This is a genomic window from Oceanithermus desulfurans (genome assembly GCF_014201675.1).
Lineage (GTDB): Bacteria > Deinococcota > Deinococci > Deinococcales > Marinithermaceae > Oceanithermus > Oceanithermus desulfurans.
The window spans coordinates 13,393-30,395 of sequence record NZ_JACHEZ010000004.1 but is presented as its reverse complement, the minus strand read 5'-3'; the positions used below and the strand labels follow the sequence as shown (position 1 = coordinate 30,395).

The window sequence follows — 17,003 nt, the reverse complement described above, 5'->3', positions numbered from 1 at the left end:
CGGCTCCGCGCCGGGCCTTTTCCTAACCTTCAGGTTTCCGCGTCGCTCGGCGCAGTTCTTCGATAAGGGGACGCAACACGGCGCGCTTGAGCTTGAGCGCGCTCTTGTTGACCACCAAACGGGCGCTGGAGCGCGCCAGCACTTCCACCTCGACGAGACCGGCGGCGCGGATGGTGCTGCCGGTCTGCACCACATCCACCACCGCGTCGGCCAGGCCGGTGAGCACCGCCAGCTCGACGTTGCCCGAGAGCTTGACCACATCGGCCACCAGGCCGCGCGAACGCAGCCAGGCCTGGGTGAACCGGGGGTACTTGCTCGCCACCCGGCGCACCGGCCCTTCGTCGCCCGGCCGGCGGATGAGCGAGAGCCGGCAGGCGCCGAAACCCAGGTCCACGGGTTCGTAGAGTTCGCGACCAGCCTCGAGCAGCACGTCGCGCCCCGCCACGCCCACGTCGGCGATGCCCAGGTCGACGTAGGTGGGCACGTCGCCGCCGCGCAGCTCGAGCACGGCCACCCCCTCCCCCGCGTGCCACAGCTCGCGCTCGCCGGCGGCCGCGGGCAGCGGGTAGCCCGCGCGCTCGAAGATGCGGTAGGCATCGGCCATCATCCGGCCCTTGGGCAGGGCCACCACCCAGTCGAAGCCGGAGAGGGTCACGGCGCCACCTCGCCTTCGGGGCCGGCGATGCGGGGAATGCCGCGCCGCCTGGCGTAGGCCCGGAGTTCGTCCAGGTCGCCGGTCCAGGCGAGCTCCACCGCCAGCCCCTGTGCGCGCAGGGCGCGGGCCGTCGCCGCGTCCAGCGCCAGCGCGTCCGGCACCGGCGCGGCCGCGGGAAGCCCGGCGGCCTCGAGGACGCGCTCCAGGCCCAGCGCGAACCCGGCGGCGAAGGGCACCCCCGCGCCGTCGTAGCGGCCGCCTCCCAGGAGGGGCAGCCCGAAGTCGGGGGTGTAGGCGCGGAAGTGAATGCCCGAGTAGTAGTCGTAGGCCCGGGCCATGCCCAGGTCGAAGAGCGGCTCGAGCCCTGCGGGCAAAAGCGCCAGCACCTCCTCGAGCCAGTCCAGGTCGATGCGCGCGCGCTCGCTCACCGCGTGCCGCCGCGCCGCCGCCAGCACCTCGCGCCCTCCGAAGAGGTCGGGCAGCGCCAAGAGCGCCTCCGCCAGCGCTCCGCGCACCCCGTAACGCTCGAGCCGCTCGGCCAGCTCCGGGGTGTTCTTGCGGTCGATGGCGGTGTGCAACTTCCGCACGCGCTCCTGCTCCAACCCGGTGGCGTCGAGCAGGTCGGCCACGAAGGCGGGCAGGCCCACCTCGATGCGCGCACCTTCCAGACCCGCCGCCGCCAGCGCCTCGGCCGCGAGCGCCAGCAGCTCGGCGTCGATCCGGGGCGAGGAGGCCCCGAAGACCTCGACGCCGACCTGGGCGAACTCGCGCAGGCGCCCCAGCCCCACCTCGCTGTCGCGCAGCCACAACCGCCCCGCGTACTGCAGCCGGTGCGGGCCCGCGGACTCGAGCTGGCTGCGCGCCATGCGCACCAGCGCGGTGGTGAACTCCGAGCGCAGCGCCAGCACCCGGCCGCTCTTGTCGACCAGCTTGAAGGCGCGCTCCGCCAGCGGGTGGGCGGCGTCGTAGATCTCCAGCGCCGGCAGCTCCACCGGCGCGTAGCCCCAGGCGGCGAAGAGCTCGCGCCAGCGCTGCGTCAGCTGCAGCCGCGCCTGCGCCTCGGGCGGCAGGTAGTAGCGGGTCCCTTCGGGGATCACGTTGCGGGCCTCCTCGCGCGCGTCACGCTCCACAGTATAGGGGGAGCTCCGCGTCCCATACGAGGCCCGCGGGCTCGACGCGCGCCCGTACCGCCCGCGCCCAGAGCCCGGCCTCGAGCGCCCTGCAGAGCGCACCCGCGAAGGCGGGGTCGACCGGGCAGGGGGCGAAGCGCGCGGCGTCGGCCCGCAGCACCGCGAAGACGAGCGCCCCCCGGTGCCGGGCGAGCAGCCGCAGGTGCCGCAACGCCCGCGCCGACGGGGCGTCGGGGAAGCAGGCGGTCCCCGCCTCCACGTGGGTGACCGACTTGAGCTCGAGCCATCGCTCGCGCCCTGCGGCGTCGCGGACGAGGGCGTCGAGCCGGCTCCCCTCCACCCGGGGCTGGGCGGCGAGGAAACCCCAGCCCCAGCGCGCGAGCAACCGCGGCAGCCCCGCCTCGGCGTACGCCGAGTCGAGCAGCGCCCAGACCGCCCCGTCCCGCGCCAGCAGCACCCGCCCCTGGGTGCGGCCGCCCGAACGGGACAGGTAGCGCAGCGGCGTTTCCGGCTTCAACCAGACGAGCCGGCCGGTGTTGGGCAGGTGCAGCCGTAGCTCCTTACCGCCGGCCACGGCCCGCACCACGAAGCGGTTCTCCCGCCGGATCAGGCGGGCCTCGAGACTCGCGGGAAAACGCACGTCCAGCTCCACCCCATCAGCCTATACCCGCCGTTGACAGCGGCCGCGGCCCGGGGTACAATCACTACAACCCAGAGGTAGTGGGACTACACCATGGCCACGAACGCAAGGGTCCTCTCACGCATCAACAGTTTTTACGACAAGCTCTCGCCCTCGGAACGGCGGGTGGCCGACTACGTGCGCGAGCACCCGGAACAGGTCATCCACATGCCGCTGGCCAAGCTGGCACAGCAGGCGGGGGTGAGCGACCCCTCGGTGCTGCGCTTCTGCCGCGCCATCGGCTACCGCGGCTACCTCGACTTCAAGGTGGCCCTGACCCAGGACTTGGCCTCGCCGGTGCAGTTCATTCACGAGACCGTCAACCCCTCCGACGGCCCCCGCGAGATCGCCCAGAAGGTCTTCGCCGCCGCCAACCGGGCGCTGCTGGAGACCCTGCAGAGCCTCGACGTCGCCGGTATCGAGCGCGTCGTCGACCTCATCGACGGCGCGAAGCGCACCCTGATCATCGGCGTGGGCACCTCCGCGCCCATCGCCCAGACCTTCTACAACCGCCTCTTCCGCCTGGGTCTGCCCGTCTGGATCCAGACCGACTCCTACCTGCAGCTGATGCACGCCGCCCTCCTGGGGCCGGACGACGTGGTCGTCGGCATCTCCCAGACCGGGGCCTCGACCGACCCCGTGCTCACGCTCGAGGAAGCTAAAAAGCACGGAGCCGCCACCGTGGCCATCACCGGATCGCTCTCCTCCCCCATCACCCAGCAGGCCGACGTCACCCTCTACTCCAGCTACCACGAACTGCGCCCGGAAGCCGCTTCGTCGCGCATCGCCCAGATCGCCATCGTCGAGACGATCTACGTCGCGCTGAGCATGCGCCGCCTCAAGACCGCCGACTCCGACGAGCGGCGCATCTGGGAAGCCCTGTCCCGAAAGACCCTGTGAGCAAGGAGGGAGGTGAGAGCGCGACCAACCGCACCGGACCGTTCGGCCTGAAATCCCCTCGCATTCACCGCACCCCAGCGGGTGCGACCGAAGGAGTCGTTGAAAATGGGTAAACCCGACCTTAGCCGCCGTAAATTCATGATCCAGAGCGCCCTGGCCTCGATGGGCATCGTCGCCGGCCCCGCCTTCCTGCAGACCGTGCGCGCCGCCGAGGGCAAGAACCGGCCCCTCAAGGCCGCTTTCTCCAACGCCGGCCTCCAGGCCACCTGGTGCGCCCAGGGTAAGGACACCGTCGAGCAGTGGGGCGAGTGGCTGGGCGTCGAGATCCACTGGTACGACGGCCAGCTCGACGTCGCCAAGCAGCGCGCCGCCGTGGACGCCATGGCCGCCAAGGACTGGGACTTCGTCGCCATCCAGTCGCTCTCGATCGGCTCGCTGGTGGAGCCGGTGCAGAAGATGATCGACAAGGGCATCCCGGTCATCGCCATGGACACCATGCTCGCCCCCTGGGGCAAGATCAAGCAGCACACCTTCATCGCCCCCGACAACGTCTGGATGGCCGAACAGGTCACCCAGGCGCTGGTGGACGCCATCGGCGGTAAGGGCAACATCGTCATGACCCAGGGCTCGCTGGGCCACACCGGGGCCCAGGGCCGGGCACAGGGCTTCTACAACGTGGTCAAGCGCTACCCCGACATCAAGGTGATCGACGAGTCGCCCGCCGACTGGGACGTGGCCAAGGTGGCCCAGCTCTGGGAGAACCTCCTCAACCGCTACAAGAAGATCGACGCCGCCTTCTTCCACAACGACGACATGGCGCTGGCCGCCTACCACGTGATCAAGAACGCCGGCCGCGAGAACGAGATCGTCCTCGGCGGCATCGACGGCATGCCGCCCGCGGTTCAGGCGGTACTCGACGGCAAGCTGCACGCCACCGCCCGCAACTCCTCGGCGCGCATCCACTGGGGCGCGCTGGTGGCCGGCTACTACGCCGCCATGCAGAAGGAGATGCCCGGCAAGGACATCCCCGAGTTCATCCTCGCCGACGGCCCCGCCATCCTGCCCCCGAGCAAGGAGAAGACCGACAAGCCCTGGCTGCTCAAGGGCTACGGCATCGGCGCCGGCCCCGGTCTGCTCTGGCAGGAGAAGCACTTCCTGGCCTAGCCTCCCCGGCCCCCGGCCCCGGAGGGCCGGGGGCGCCTCCCCGTCATGGAAACGACCGCACCCTTGCTCGAGCTCCACCACGTCGCCAAGCGCTTCGGCGGCATCCAGGCCCTTTCGGGCATCGACTTCGACGTACGCCGCGGCGAGGTGCACGCCCTCGTCGGCGAGAACGGCGCGGGCAAGTCCACGATGATGAAGATCCTCGCCGGCGTCATCCCCGACTACGAGGGGGAGATGGTCTGGCAGGGCCGGCCGGTGCGCCTCAGGAACCCGCGCCACGCCCTGGACCTGGGCATCGCCATGATCCACCAGGAGCTGAGCGTGATGCCCGAGCTCACCGTCGCCGAGAACATCTTCCTGGGGCGTCAGCCGCTGCGCGGCGGGGTGGTGGACTGGCCGCGGATCTTCCGCGAGGCCGAGGCCATCCTGGCCGAGCTCGGCTTCGCGCACGTCAACGTCCGTGAGCCGCTCGAGCGCTACCCGCTGGGCGTGCACCAGCTCACCGAGATCGCCCGCGCCCTCACCTCGGGGGCGGAGCTGATCATCATGGACGAGCCCACGAGCGCGCTCAGCCCCATGGAGACCCGCCACCTGCTCGAGCTCACCCGCAACCTGGCGCGCTCGGGCAAGGCCGTGGTCTACATCTCCCACTTTCTCGAAGAGGTCACCTGGGTGGCCGACCGGGTCACGGTGCTGCGCGACGGGCGCAAAATAGCCACGCTCGAGGCCGGAACCACCGACAAACAAGAACTCGTCCGGCTCATGCTGGGCAAGGAGGCCGCCTTCTTCGAAGAGTCGTACATGGGCGGCCGCACCGTCGTCGACCGCCACGCGGCTTCGCAGCCGGTGCTCGTGGTGGAAGGCCTGACGCGGCCGCGCACCTTCACCGACGTCCACCTCCAGCTCCACCCCGGGGAGATCCTGGGCCTTTACGGCCTGATCGGCTCGGGCCACTTCGAGCTGGGTGAGGCGGTGTACGGCCTGCTCAAGCCCACCGCGGGCCGGATCCTCCTGGAGGGGCGGCCGGTCGGCGTCGGGCCGCGGCGGGCCATCGACCGCGGCGTCGCCTACGTGCCCCCTTCCCGGCGCACCGGGCTGTTTTTGGAAAAGCCGATTTACCAGAACGTGACCCTGCCCTGGCTGGCCCAGATCTCCGGGCTGGTTCCGCAGATCCCCCGCGAGGTGGCCGTGACCGACGAGGTGATCCGCCGCGTCGGCGTGCGCCCGCCCGACCCGCTCAAGGAGGTCGTCTTCCTCAGCGGCGGCAACCAGCAGAAGGTGGCCATCGCCCGCTGGCTCGTGGAGCCCCCGAAGGTCTTCGTCGTCAGCGAACCCACGCGCGGCATGGACGTCGGGGCCAAGGAAGAGGTGATGAAGATCCTGCGTGAACTTAGCCAGGCCGGCGTGGGCGTGCTGCTCATCTCCTCGGAGCCCGAGACGGTGCTGGCCGCGAGCGAGCGCATCCTGGTGATGGCCAAGGGCCGCATCGTGCGCGAGTTCGTGGGCGAGACCGTGACCAAGGAACAACTGCTGCACGCCGCCGCCGGCGAGCTGGCCGAAGCGAGGTAACGCCATGGCAAACGAACCCCACGACCCCAACAACCCCCCCAGCCGCTGGCGGACCTTCCTGGCCAAGAGCCGTGAGTTCGCCCCGGTCTGGACGCTGCTGGCGCTGATCCTGTTCTTCTCGGTCTACTCCGACAGCTTCCTCACGCTGGAGAACGCCGCCAACATCCTCAACCAGGTCGCGCTGCTGGCCATCATGGGAACGGGCATCACCTTCGTGCTGCTCACCGCCCAGATCGACCTCTCGGTCTCCTACATGGCCACCTTCGCCGGCGTGGTGGCGGCCTACTACACCGCCGGCCACCTGCCCCAGCCCTGGCCCCTCGTCGCGGCGCTGCTGGCTGCGGGCGCCTTGGGCTGGATCAACGGCGTGGGCACCGCGCGGCTCGGCATCCCCTCGTTCATGGTCACCCTGGCCATGTCGCTCATCGCCTCGGGCCTCAGCCTCTACCTGACGCGTGGCCGCATCCTCTTCGACCTGCCGCCGCTTTCCGAGACCCTGGGCAGCGGCCGCATCTTCGGCGTCAAGTGGCTCGTCATCGTCGCCGCGCTCACCCTCCTCGTCGGCCACCTGGTGCTCAAGTACACCCGCTTCGGCCGCTACGTCTACATGACCGGCGCCAACCCCAAGGCCGCCGAACTGGCCGGGGTGAACACCAAGGGCGTGATCACCGCGGTGATGGTCATCGGCGCGCTCACCGCCGGCCTCGCCGGCGTGGTGGGCATCGGCCGCCTTGGCAGCGCCACCCCCACCGCCTTCGACGGCATGCTCATCGACGCCATCGGCGCGGTGGTGCTGGGCGGCACCTCGCTCTTCGGCGGCGTGGGCGGCATCCCTCAGACGATCGTAGGCCTCCTGATCCTGGGGGTGCTGCGCAACGGCCTCGACCAGGTTTCCGTGGACATCTACATGAAGACCCTGATCACCGGCGTCATCTTGCTCGCGGCGCTGGTGTTCAACATCCTCTTCGCGGGCAGAAAGGAAGCATGAGGTGAACGTAGGCGGCGAGCACTACCGCACGATCTGGCTCAAACCGGGCGACGACCGCACGGTGCAGATCATCGACCAGCGGCCCCTACCCCACACGTTCGTGATCGAAGACCTGGCGAGCAGCGACGCCATGGCCCGGGCCATCAAGGAGATGCACCTGCGGGGCGCCGGGCTGATCGGCGCGGCGGCGGGCTGGGGCATGTACCTGGCGGCGCTGGAGGCCCCGCAGTCCTCGCTGGAGGCCTTTTTGGGCTACCTGCACGAAGCGGGCGAGAAGCTCAAGAAGACCCGCCCCACCGCGGTCAACCTCGAGTGGGCCGTGGACCGCCAGCTGCGCGAAATCGCGAGCCGCGCCCAGACCCCCGCGGAAGGGGTGCAGGTCGCCCGCGCCACCGCCCAGGCCATCGCCGACGAGGACGCCGAGTTTTGCCGGCGCATCGGCGAGCACGGGGTGAAGATCATCGAGGAGATCTACGAGAAAAAGGGCGACACCGTCCACATCCTCACCCACTGCAACGCCGGCTGGCTCGCCTTCGTGGACTACGGCACCGCCACCGCGCCCATGTACGAGGCGCAGAAGCGGGGCATCCCCATCCACGTCTGGGTGGACGAGACCCGCCCCCGCAACCAGGGCGCGCGGCTGACGGCCTGGGAGCTCGTGCAGCAGGGCGTGCCCCACACCGTGGTGGCCGACAACGTGGGCGGGCACCTGATGCAGCACGGGCTGGTGGACCTGGTGATCACCGGCGCCGACCGGGTGACCCGCTGCGGCGACGTGGCCAACAAGATCGGCACCTACCTCAAGGCCCTGGCCGCCGCCGACAACGGCGTGCCCTTCTACGTGGCGCTGCCCAGCAGCACCCTCGACTGGTCGATCTGCGACGGCGTGGCCGAGATTCCCATCGAGCAGCGCGGCGAGGAGGAGGTCAAGTACATCCAGGGCTTGCACGAGGGCGAGGTCAAGCGCGTCCTCCTCACCCCGCCCGAAAGCCCCGCCGCCAACTACGGCTTCGACGTCACCCCGGCCCGGCTGGTGCGTGGCCTCATCACCGAGCGCGGCGTCGCCGCCGCCAGCGAAGCGGGCCTGCTCGAGCTCTACCCCGAAAGGAGGTAACCGTGGCCTACCAACCGCTCACCCCCGAGACGCTCCTCGACTACCTGAAAGGCCGGCCGGCGCTGGCCGAGATCCTGCCGCCGGACGAGAGCTACGACGTCCAGGAAGTCGGGGACGGCAACCTCAACCTGGTCTTCGTGGTCCAGAGCCGCGAGAACCCGGCGCACACCCTGGTGGTCAAGCAGGCGCTCCCCTACCTGCGCGTCGTCGGCGAGGACTGGCCGCTCACCCGCGACCGCGTCATCTACGAGACCGAGGCGCTCATGCTCCACAACAAGTACGCCCCCGGACTGGCGCCCCGGGTCTACGACCACGACTACGAGATGTCCACGCTGATGATGGTGAACCTGAACCGCCACGAGATCATGCGCAAGCCGCTGGTCCGGCGGGTCAAGTTCCCCAACTTCGCCGAGCAGATCGCCACCTTCCTGGCGAACACCCTCTTCTACACCTCCGACCTCTACCTGAAGGGCGAGGAGAAAAAGGCGCTGGTGGAGCGCTTCATGAACCCCCACCTGCGCAAGCTGCAGGAGGACTTCGTCTACACCAACCCCTTCAAGGAATCGCCCGAGAACAACTGGAACCCGCTGCTGGACGACCTGGTGCAGGAGGTCCGCCGCGACGGCGACCTCAAGGAGCGCGTGGCCTGGCTCAAGGAAGGCTACATGAACCACGCCCAGTCGCTGATCCACGCCGACCTGCACACCGGCTCGATCATGATCAACCAGCAGGAGACCCGGGTCATCGACCCCGAGTTCGCCTTCGTGGGGCCGGCGGGCTACGACGTGGCGGCGGTGCTGCAGAACCTGATGCTGAGCTACGCCTCCCACTTCGCCCACACCCCCGACCCCGCCGCGCGCGCCGACTACCAGACCTGGCTGATGGAAACGATGAAGCAGATCTGGGAGCGGTTCGCCGAGAAGTTCGAGAACCTCTGGATCGAACACCCCGAAGGCGACCTCATGCCCGCCGACTACTGGGCCTACCCCGGCGGCGAAGCGGACTTCGCCCGCTTCCGCAAGGACTACCTCGCCACCGTATTCCGCGACATGGTGGGCATCGCCGGCACCAAGGCGCTCCGGCGCATGATGGGCATCGTCAGCGTTTGGGACATCTCCAGCATCGAAGACCCGGAAAAGCGCGCGGTGGCCGAGCGCTTCGCTATCCAGGTGGGACGGCGCTGGATCAAGGAGATGGACACGATCAAGAACGTCGACCAGTTCCTGGACGTCATGCGGGAGGAGGCGGAAAGGGTCGATGCCTGAGACCTTGCTATCGGTGGGCGTGCTCGCGGCCGACCTGGGGCGGCTGGCCGAGGAGCTGGCGCGGCTGGAGGAGGCCGGGGCCGACTGGATCCACCTCGACGTGATGGACGGCGTCTTCGCTCCCCAGATCCTGGGCGACGTCGCGCTCTTCAAAGCCGTGCGCCGCCTCACCAGCCTGCCGCTCGACGTGCACCTAATGGTGCAGCACCCCGAGCGGCACGTGGCCGCCTTCGAGGGTGCGGACTGGATCACCGTCCACGCCGAGGCCGGCCCCCACCTGCACCGGGCGGTGGCCGAGGCGAAGCGCGTCGGCGCCCGCGCCGGCGTGGCCCTGAACCCGGGCACCCACATCAGCGGCGTGGTGGCGCTGGCGGACGAGGTCGACCTCGTCCTCTTCGTGGCCGTGGATCCCGGCTTTCCGGGAGCGCGCTTCGTGCCCGGCACCCTGCGGAAGGTCGCGATGCTGCGCGGTAAGCTGGAGGACCTGGGCGCGAGCGGCGTCCGCATCGGCATCGACGGCGGCATCACCCTGGACAACGCCGCCGAGGTGGCCGCGGCCGGGGTGGACGTGGTGGTCTCGGGCTCGGCGGTCTTCAAGGGCGCCGGACCCGAGGAGAACATTCAAGCGTTCCATGCGGCCTTCGGCCGGAAGGAATAGGAGGAAGGACATGCAAGAACTCAACATGGACTGGGGCATGAAGAACCGCTACCACAGCGTCTTCAACGAAAAGAGCGGGCGCACCATCTTCTTCGCGGTGGACCACGGCTACTTCATGGGGCCGACGACGGGGCTGGAGGACATGCACAAAGCCATCCACCCCGCGATCGACTACGCCGACGCCCTGATGCTCACCCGGGGGGCGTTGCGCAACGCCGTGGACCCCAAGCTGAAGAAGCCCATCTCGCTGCGCGTCTCCAGCGGCACCAGCATCCTCAACGAGGACCTGCTGCACGAGGGCATCTCGGTGGGCATCGAGGAGGCCGTGCGCATGAACGCCGCCTTCGTCGCCTTCTCGGTGATGGTGGGCACCCCCGCCAGCGAGCGCGACACCATCCTGGAGTTCTCCAAGATGGTGGACGCCGCCGAGCGCTACGGCATCCCCACCCTGGGGGTCGTCGCCGTGGGCCGCGGCCTCGACCGCGACGCCCGTTACCTCAGCCTCGCCACCCGCATGGTGGGCGAGCTGGGGGCGCGCCTGGTCAAGACCTACTACTGCGAGAACTTCGAGCGCGTCATCGAGACCAGCCTGATCCCGGTGGTCATCGCCGGCGGCAAGAAGATCCCCGAGAAAGACGCGCTGCAGATGGCCCGCGACGCCCTCGACGCCGGCGCCATCGGCGTGGACATGGGCCGCAACGTCTTCCAGGCGGACGACCCGGTGGCCATGATGCGGGCGCTGGCCAAGCTGGTGCACGAGGACGGCAGCGTCGAGGACGCCTACGCCTACTACCAGGAGCTCAAGGGCCGGTAGCGGAACCGCAGCCGGGGGCCCCGCAGGGGCCCCCGGCCCCGCCTGAGAGGAGGCCGCCGTGCGCGTAGCCATGTACTACAACAACCACGACGTGCGTCTGGAGGAGCAGCCGATCCCCGAGATCGGACCGGGCGAGGTGCTCATCAAGATCATCGCCAGCGGCATCTGCGGCTCCGACGTGATGGAGTGGTACCGCATCAAGAAGGCGCCGCTGGTGCTGGGGCACGAGATCGCCGGCGACATCGTGGCCGTCGGCGAGGGCGTGACCGGGTTCCAGCCCGGCGACCGGGTGACGGCCACCCACCACGTGCCCTGCGGCCGCTGCGAATACTGCCAGCGGGGTCAGCACTCGCTGTGCACCCTGATCAGCAACACCACCTACGACCCCGGCGGCTTCGCCGAGTACGTGCGGGTGCCGGCCATCAACGTCGAGACCCGGGGGGTGCTCAAGCTGCCCGACTCGGTGAGCTACGAGGAGGGCAGCTTCACCGAACCCCTGGGCTGCGTGGTGCGGGGCCTGCGGGTGATGGGCTTCGAGCCCGCCCGCAGCGTGCTGGTGCTGGGCAGCGGCCTCTCGGGGCAGCTCGTCATCCGCACCGCCCGCGCCTACGGCGCCGGCAAGATCATCGCCACCGACATCAACGACTTCCGCCTCGAAATGGCCAGGAAGTCGGGGGCCGAGGTGGCCCTTCACGCCACCCGCGAGGACGTGGTGCAGCGGGTGCTCGAGGAAACGAACGGCGAGGGGGTGGACTACGTCATCCCCACCGCCGCTGCTCCGGTGCTCTTCGACCAGGCCATGCAGGCGGTCAGGAAGGGCGGCACCGTACTGCTCTACGGCATCATGGCCCCGGGCACGAAGGTGGAGTTCGACGTCTTCCCCTTCTGGAAGAAGCAGGTCAAGCTGCTCTCCACCTACGCCGCCGCGCCGCGCGACCTGGCCGAGGCGCTCGAGCTCATCCGCGCCGGCCGGGTGCCGGTCGAGGACCTGATCACCCACCGCCTGCCGCTGGCCGAGACCCAGAAGGGTTTCGAGCTCACCGCGGCGGGGGGCGACTCCATGAAGGTGATCGTCGAACCGCAGCGCTGAACGCCCACCTTCCAGGCCTGCGCGCCGCCGGAATCCGGCGGCGCGCAGGCCTGCCGCAGGTCAGTACTCTTCGATGTACAACTCGCCGGGTTCGCGGCCCTTGGCCTTGCGGTAACCGGCGTTCGCCTCCAGCCAGGCCGAAACGTTTTCCACCATCTTGGGGTTGCCGCAGAGGTAGACGTGGGTGCGCGCGGGGTCGAGCGCGATCCCGCTGGTCTTCTCGATCTCACCCGAGGCCAGCATCTCCTCGATCCACATGCGGTGGCCGCTCCAGGTGGCATCGGCGTCGGTGAGTGTGGGCAGGTAGTGGAAGTTGGGAAAGGCGTTGCGCAGGAAGGCCAGCTCGGCGTAGTACCCCAGGTCGCGCTGGTGCGCCGCCCCCTGGACCACCACCATGCGGCTCTGCGGCCGCTCGGCGACGTGGGAGCGCAGGAAGCTGATGAACGGGGTGATGCCGGTGCCGGTGGCGATCATGAGGATGTCCTGCTCGGGCGGGACCTCGGAGAGCCGGAAGCTGCCGACGATGCGGTCGCCCACGAAGAGGCGGTCCCCCACCTTGAGCGCGAAGAGGCGCGGGGTAAGCTGGCCGGACTTCACCTGGGTGATGTAGAACTCGAACTCGCGCGTTTCGTGGCGCGCGGAGGCGATCGAGTAGGCGCGGCGGATCAGTTTGTCCGGGGCCGCCGGCTGGAACTCTTCGTCGGAGTTCGCCGAGCGCGGCTCGAAGCCGAAGCGCCCCAGGGTGGTGTACTGGCCCGCCGAGAACTCGGCCCGGGGCTCGTCGGTGACCGCCCGCAGGATCATCAGGTTGGGCGTCACCATGATCTTGCTCACGACGGTCGCGTTGTACTGGGTCTCGCGCAGCTGTTCGGGTGTGCTCATACGTTCGGTTCCTTTTCCGGGGGAGCGCCGATGCGCCGGCCGCCAGTATACGCGGCCCGGAGGCAAAAGCAAAGCCCCCTTCCGGGGGCTGGTCTGGAGCGGGAGACGGGACTCGAACCCGCGACCCCAACCTTGGCAAGGTTGTGCTCTACCAACTGAGCTACTCCCGCGTGCGCTCAAGCGCTCAGCAAGAAAGATGGTACTACAGGCGCCTTTTTTCTGCAAGCGGCGGGCCCGGGAACAGCCCCCGCAGCCGTCAGAAGTCGAAGAGCGCCTCGTCGGCCGGCTCTTCCCCGGCGGGCTTCAATTCGAAGGAGCCGGTCACGGGGTTGTAGGTCGGTTCGTAGGCGTCGGAGCCGAGCTCGTAACGGCCCTCGGGCGGGTTGTACAGCGGGCGCGCCTGCGGCCCGCGCGCCTCGAAGCGGCCCTCGGGCGCGTCGTAGGCCGGCGCCGCGTCGGGCGGCGCGTAGCGGTAGGTGCCCTCCTGGGGAAGGTAGGTCAGCACCCAGTCGCGCGGGGCCATCTCCCACGCACCGGTCACCGGGTTCATGCGCGGAACCTTCATGCCCTCACTCTAGGGCCACCGCAGCCGGCCCTCGGGTCATTCCGGCCGTTCCTCCCAAACGCGCGCCAGCGCCTCGGCCAGGGCCAGGTCTTCGGGGAAGGTGACCTTGAACATGCGGCGGTCGCCGGGAACCAGTTCCACCGGATAACCCAGTGCCCGCACCAGCTGCGCCTCGTCGGTGGCCGTGCGCCCTTCGGCCCGCGCCAGCTGGTGCGCCTCGGCCAGAACCTCGCGGAAGAAGGCCTGGGGCGTCTGCACCAGCGCGTAGCGGGAGCGGTCGAGCGCGGGCCCGTAGCGCCCCTCTTCGGGCTCGATCAGGGTGTCGGGCAGCGGAACCACAGGCACCGCCGCGCCGCTGCCGGCCACGGCCGCCAGGAGCCGGTCCACGACCGCGGGCACCACGAACGGCCGCGCCGCGTCGTGCACGAGCACGACGTCGCCGCCCGCCCCCTCCAGCAACCGCGCCACGCTCTCCTGGCGCTCGGCGCCGCCAGGAACGAAGCGGACGTTCGCCGCAGCCGGGGGCGGGGGAACCCCGGGCGGCAGGGCCACCCGCACCTCGTCGGCCCAGGCGAAGGCTGCGAGCACCCATTCGAGCAGGGTGCGGCCGCCCACCCGCACGAAGGCCTTGGGGCCGCGCCCCAGCCGCGTCCCCTGGCCGGCGGCGGGGACGAGGACGGAGACGGTCGCGAACGGAGGCACGCCAGCTAACCTCCCCAGCGCGCCCCGTCGCCCTCGAGGCCCAGGTGGTCGAGGATGCGCTGCGAAACGAAGCCGAGCAGGTCGTCGATCGTCTCGGGCCGGTGGTAGAAGCCGGGGCTGGCCGGCAGGATCACGGCGCCCGCCCGGGCCAGCTTGAGCAGGGCCTCGAGCGTCACCTCCGGCAGCGGCGCCTCCCGCGGCACCACGACGAGCGGCCGCCGCTCCTTGAGGTGCACGTAGGCGGCCCGCAGCAACAGGTTGTCGGCGATCCCGGCGGCCAGCTTGCCCACGGTGGTGGCGCTCGCCGGCACCACCACCATCCCCGCGGTGGGGAAGCTGCCCGAGGCCGGAGCCGCGCCCAGGTCGTCGGGGTCGTAGACCACGTCGGCGTGCACCGCCAGCTCCGCGGGATCGCCCCCTTCGCGGGCGTAGACCCGGCGCGCCCCCCGGCTGACGATCAGGTGGACCTCGACGCCCTCGCGAACCGCCAGCTGGCCCAGCAGGTTGCGGGCGTAGGGCATTCCCGACGCTCCGCTGACCCCCACGACGATGCGCTTCACCCTTGCAGCATACAAAAGCCGCGGCCGTCCGGCCGCGGCCTCGGGAGGGGCGGGGCTACTTCGGCGGGGTCCAGGGCTCGCCCGAGAAGAAGCCGCGCGTCAGCCTGGCCACCACGCCGCCGAGCAACAGCAGCGCGATCAGGTTGGGGATGGCCATGAGGCCGTTCATGGTGTCGGAAAGCTTGATCAGGGTGGTGAAGCTGCCCAGACCGCCCACGAAGGCCATGACCACGTAGGCCAGCCGGTAGGGCCAGCGGATGCCCTCGCCGAAGAGGAAGGTCGCCGACTCCTCGCCGTAGAAGGCCCAGGAGATCAGGGTGGTGAAGGCGAAGAGCGCGAGCGCCACCGCCAGCAACGTCTGCGCGGAGACGATGCCGCCGAACCCCTGCCCCAGCACCTCGTAGGGGGTGCCGCCGGCCATCCAGGCGCCGGTGGAGAGGATGACGAGCGCGGTGAAGGTGTTAATCACGATGCTGTCGATGAAGACCTCCATCACCCCCCAGAACCCCTGGCGCACCGGGTGGTCGACCTGCGCCTGGGCGTGGGCGATGGCGGCCGAGCCGAGCCCGGCTTCGTTGGAGAAGATGCCGCGGCCCACGCCGGCCTTGATCATCTCGATCGTGGCCACGCCTACGGCGCCGCCGAAGCCGGCCTGGAGGCTGAAGGCGCTCTCGAAGATCGAGCGCAGCGCCGGCCAGATCCCCGCGGCGTTGAGGGCCAGCACCGCGACGGCCAGCACCAGGTAGAAGAGGATCATCAGCGGCACCAGGGTCTGGGCGAAGTAGGCGATGCGGCGCACCCCGCCCGCCAGCACCACGGCGACGACCAGGCCGGCCAGCAGACCCGTCCAGGCGGGCGCGATGTGGAGCTGGGTCTCGAGGGTGCCGGCGATCGCGCTCACCTGCACCACGTTGCCGATGCCGAACGCCGCCACCGCGGCGAAGACGGCGAAGAGGCCGCCGAGCCAGGGGAGGCCCAGCCCGCGGGCGATGTAGTACATGGGGCCGCCCGAGACCGACCCGTCGGCGAACTGGCGGCGGAAGTGGACGGCCAGGGTGGCCTCGGCGAACTTGGTCGCCATGCCCACCAGGGCGGCGATCCACATCCAGAAGATGGCGCCGGGGCCGCCGGCCAGGATGGCCGCGGTCACGCCCACGATGTTGCCGATGCCGATCGTGGCGCCCATGGCGATCATGGTGGCCTGGAAGGGTGAGATCTCGCCGCCGCTGCCGAGGGTGCGCTCGCGGATGGCGCCCAGGGTCTCGCGGAAGATGACGCCGATGCGGGCGAACTGGATGAAGCCCGAACGGACGGTCAGGTATAGGCCGACCGCCAGGAAGACGAGCATCATCTCGAAGCCCCACACCCAGCCGTTGATCTGGTTGATCCACTCCATTACGTTCATCGTCCCCTCCCCTCAGCCGACCGTGGTCAGCTCGGGTTGTACGCTCAGCTTGATACCGCGCCCCGCGCGCAGCTTGCGCAGGTCCTTGTCGTGCAGCATGATCCGCCCGGGGATGTCGGCCCGGGGGCGCACCTGAAAGAAGGCCTCCTGACCCCGCGGCGAGCGGACGCGCACGCCGAAGGGGTGCGGGAGCAGCTTCTGCCACTCGCGGTGGAGGGCCTCGTCGACGTAGGCCACCCCGGTCTCCTTGCCGTAGAAGCTGAGGGCGACGAGCTCCTCGCCGCGCATCTCGCTGGGGGTGCGCAGCTCCAGCACCCCCTCGCCCAGCATCCGGTCCAGGGCCTCGGCCACCTCGACCGGCGGCGCCTCGGCCTCCTCGAGGATGCGCGCGATGGAACGCCCCTCGACGAGCCCCAGCACCTGGAGCATCACCGGCGTCAGCTTCATCTCCCCGCTCTTGCGCGAAAGCGCCAGCTCCACCTGCCAGTCGCCGGGCAGGTGCACGAGCCCCGACCAGCGGTCGCCCACCGCGAGCATGCGCGCCAGCGCCGCCTCCAGGGGCAGGTTGAGGTTGGGCTCGGACGGCAACGGAATCGTGTCGTCGAAGACGAAGGGGGCGCGCGGCAGACCGGCCAGCAGCTCGAGCGCCGCCCAGCCGCGCCGGGCCCCCGCCCGCGCCGCGTAGAGCCCGCCCTCCCTGAGGGCGATCCGGCCCTCGAGCCAAGGGGGCTGCACCACCAAGACCCCGCTGCGGCCGGCGGCGGCCAGGGTTTGGATGAGGGTACCCAGAGGGAATTCTGAGAGGTTACCTTTGAGCACGTTGCCTCCGAGAACGAACGTCGCGTACAGCTCCCTTTAGATTA

General features: G+C 70.1%; 18 protein-coding genes and 1 tRNA gene. 9 read left to right on the top strand and 10 right to left on the bottom strand.

Features of this window, described 5'->3' with window-relative positions; all coding sequences use genetic code 11:
- Positions 1-22 precede the first annotated feature (22 nt).
- From hisG to HNQ05_RS05795, 3 genes are read right to left on the bottom strand one after another with little or no spacing between them, the layout of a single operon-like run.
- Positions 23-655, bottom strand: a complete 633-nt coding sequence (gene hisG / locus HNQ05_RS05805) for an ATP phosphoribosyltransferase (protein ID WP_147146863.1) — start codon at positions 653-655, stop codon at positions 23-25.
- Positions 652-1,752: an ATP phosphoribosyltransferase regulatory subunit gene (locus tag HNQ05_RS05800; RefSeq protein ID WP_183677701.1), complete on the bottom strand. Its 1,101-nt coding sequence runs from the start codon at positions 1,750-1,752 to the stop codon at positions 652-654. Before HNQ05_RS05800 ends, hisG begins: the two co-directional genes overlap by 4 nt.
- Before the next feature lie 22 nt (positions 1,753-1,774).
- A complete protein-coding gene (locus HNQ05_RS05795) occupies positions 1,775-2,437 on the bottom strand; it encodes a DNA/RNA nuclease SfsA (protein ID WP_147146859.1) in 663 nt (220 codons plus the stop codon).
- An 81-nt stretch (positions 2,438-2,518) separates the two neighbouring features.
- On the opposite strand from HNQ05_RS05795, the gene HNQ05_RS05790 reads away from it, so the two are divergent.
- From HNQ05_RS05790 to HNQ05_RS05750, 9 genes are all read left to right on the top strand, one after another.
- Positions 2,519-3,364, top strand: coding sequence for a MurR/RpiR family transcriptional regulator (locus tag HNQ05_RS05790; protein WP_147146857.1), 846 nt, complete (start codon positions 2,519-2,521; stop codon positions 3,362-3,364).
- A gap of 105 nt (positions 3,365-3,469) precedes the next feature.
- Positions 3,470-4,528, top strand: coding sequence for a sugar ABC transporter substrate-binding protein (locus HNQ05_RS05785; protein WP_147146855.1), 1,059 nt, complete (start codon positions 3,470-3,472; stop codon positions 4,526-4,528).
- Between the two features lie 45 nt (positions 4,529-4,573).
- A complete protein-coding gene (locus tag HNQ05_RS05780) occupies positions 4,574-6,097 on the top strand; it encodes a sugar ABC transporter ATP-binding protein (protein ID WP_147146853.1) in 1,524 nt (507 codons plus the stop codon).
- 4 nt (positions 6,098-6,101) lie between these two features.
- On the top strand, positions 6,102-7,085 hold the full coding sequence (locus HNQ05_RS05775) for an ABC transporter permease (protein ID WP_147146851.1): 984 nt from the start codon (positions 6,102-6,104) through the stop codon (positions 7,083-7,085).
- A 1-nt stretch (position 7,086) separates the two neighbouring features.
- Positions 7,087-8,199: an S-methyl-5-thioribose-1-phosphate isomerase gene (gene mtnA, locus HNQ05_RS05770; RefSeq protein ID WP_147146849.1), complete on the top strand. Its 1,113-nt coding sequence runs from the start codon at positions 7,087-7,089 to the stop codon at positions 8,197-8,199.
- 2 nt (positions 8,200-8,201) lie between these two features.
- A complete protein-coding gene (gene mtnK / locus HNQ05_RS05765) occupies positions 8,202-9,464 on the top strand; it encodes an S-methyl-5-thioribose kinase (RefSeq protein WP_147146847.1) in 1,263 nt (420 codons plus the stop codon).
- Entirely contained in the window at positions 9,457-10,122 is a 666-nt protein-coding gene (locus tag HNQ05_RS05760; protein WP_147146845.1) for a ribulose-phosphate 3-epimerase, read from the top strand. The genes mtnK and HNQ05_RS05760 overlap by 8 nt, the downstream gene beginning before the upstream one ends.
- Positions 10,123-10,132: 10 nt before the next feature.
- A complete protein-coding gene (lsrF, locus tag HNQ05_RS05755) occupies positions 10,133-10,936 on the top strand; it encodes a 3-hydroxy-5-phosphonooxypentane-2,4-dione thiolase (RefSeq protein ID WP_147146843.1) in 804 nt (267 codons plus the stop codon).
- 58 nt (positions 10,937-10,994) lie between these two features.
- Complete coding sequence (locus HNQ05_RS05750; protein WP_147146841.1) at positions 10,995-12,026, top strand: zinc-dependent dehydrogenase; 1,032 nt, start codon at positions 10,995-10,997, stop codon at positions 12,024-12,026.
- Between the two features lie 60 nt (positions 12,027-12,086).
- Here HNQ05_RS05750 and HNQ05_RS05745 read toward each other — a convergent pair whose 3' ends face one another.
- The 7 genes from HNQ05_RS05745 to HNQ05_RS05715 form a co-directional block, all read right to left on the bottom strand.
- Positions 12,087-12,908, bottom strand: a complete 822-nt coding sequence (locus HNQ05_RS05745) for a ferredoxin--NADP reductase (RefSeq protein WP_147146839.1) — start codon at positions 12,906-12,908, stop codon at positions 12,087-12,089.
- A gap of 94 nt (positions 12,909-13,002) precedes the next feature.
- Positions 13,003-13,078, bottom strand: a tRNA-Gly gene (locus HNQ05_RS05740).
- 86 nt (positions 13,079-13,164) lie between these two features.
- Complete coding sequence (locus tag HNQ05_RS05735) at positions 13,165-13,473, bottom strand: hypothetical protein (protein ID WP_147146837.1); 309 nt, start codon at positions 13,471-13,473, stop codon at positions 13,165-13,167.
- A 36-nt stretch (positions 13,474-13,509) separates the two neighbouring features.
- Complete coding sequence (gene ispD, locus HNQ05_RS05730) at positions 13,510-14,175, bottom strand: 2-C-methyl-D-erythritol 4-phosphate cytidylyltransferase (protein ID WP_147146834.1); 666 nt, start codon at positions 14,173-14,175, stop codon at positions 13,510-13,512.
- Between the two features lie 5 nt (positions 14,176-14,180).
- A complete protein-coding gene (locus HNQ05_RS05725; protein ID WP_147146832.1) occupies positions 14,181-14,735 on the bottom strand; it encodes a UbiX family flavin prenyltransferase in 555 nt (184 codons plus the stop codon).
- Positions 14,736-14,790: 55 nt separating this feature from the next.
- On the bottom strand, positions 14,791-16,140 hold the full coding sequence (locus tag HNQ05_RS05720; RefSeq protein ID WP_147146829.1) for an alanine/glycine:cation symporter family protein: 1,350 nt from the start codon (positions 16,138-16,140) through the stop codon (positions 14,791-14,793).
- Positions 16,141-16,152: 12 nt separating this feature from the next.
- Positions 16,153-16,959, bottom strand: a complete 807-nt coding sequence (locus HNQ05_RS05715) for a DUF4388 domain-containing protein (RefSeq protein WP_183677654.1) — start codon at positions 16,957-16,959, stop codon at positions 16,153-16,155.
- Positions 16,960-17,003: the final 44 nt, after the last annotated feature.

Bases quoted from the DNA above. Each gene is read 5' to 3' on its own strand.
- HNQ05_RS05790 (WP_147146857.1), top strand. From the start codon at position 2,519: ATGGCCACGAACGCAAGGGTCCTCTCACGCATCAACAGTTTTTACGAC.
- HNQ05_RS05785 (WP_147146855.1), top strand. From the start codon at position 3,470: ATGGGTAAACCCGACCTTAGCCGCCGTAAATTCATGATCCAGAGCGCC.
- HNQ05_RS05780 (WP_147146853.1), top strand. From the start codon at position 4,574: ATGGAAACGACCGCACCCTTGCTCGAGCTCCACCACGTCGCCAAGCGC.
- HNQ05_RS05775 (WP_147146851.1), top strand. From the start codon at position 6,102: ATGGCAAACGAACCCCACGACCCCAACAACCCCCCCAGCCGCTGGCGG.
- HNQ05_RS05760 (WP_147146845.1), top strand. From the start codon at position 9,457: ATGCCTGAGACCTTGCTATCGGTGGGCGTGCTCGCGGCCGACCTGGGG.
- lsrF (WP_147146843.1), top strand. From the start codon at position 10,133: ATGCAAGAACTCAACATGGACTGGGGCATGAAGAACCGCTACCACAGC.
- HNQ05_RS05745 (WP_147146839.1), bottom strand. From the start codon at position 12,908: ATGAGCACACCCGAACAGCTGCGCGAGACCCAGTACAACGCGACCGTC.
- HNQ05_RS05735 (WP_147146837.1), bottom strand. From the start codon at position 13,473: ATGAAGGTTCCGCGCATGAACCCGGTGACCGGTGCGTGGGAGATGGCC.
- HNQ05_RS05720 (WP_147146829.1), bottom strand. From the start codon at position 16,140: ATGAACGTAATGGAGTGGATCAACCAGATCAACGGCTGGGTGTGGGGC.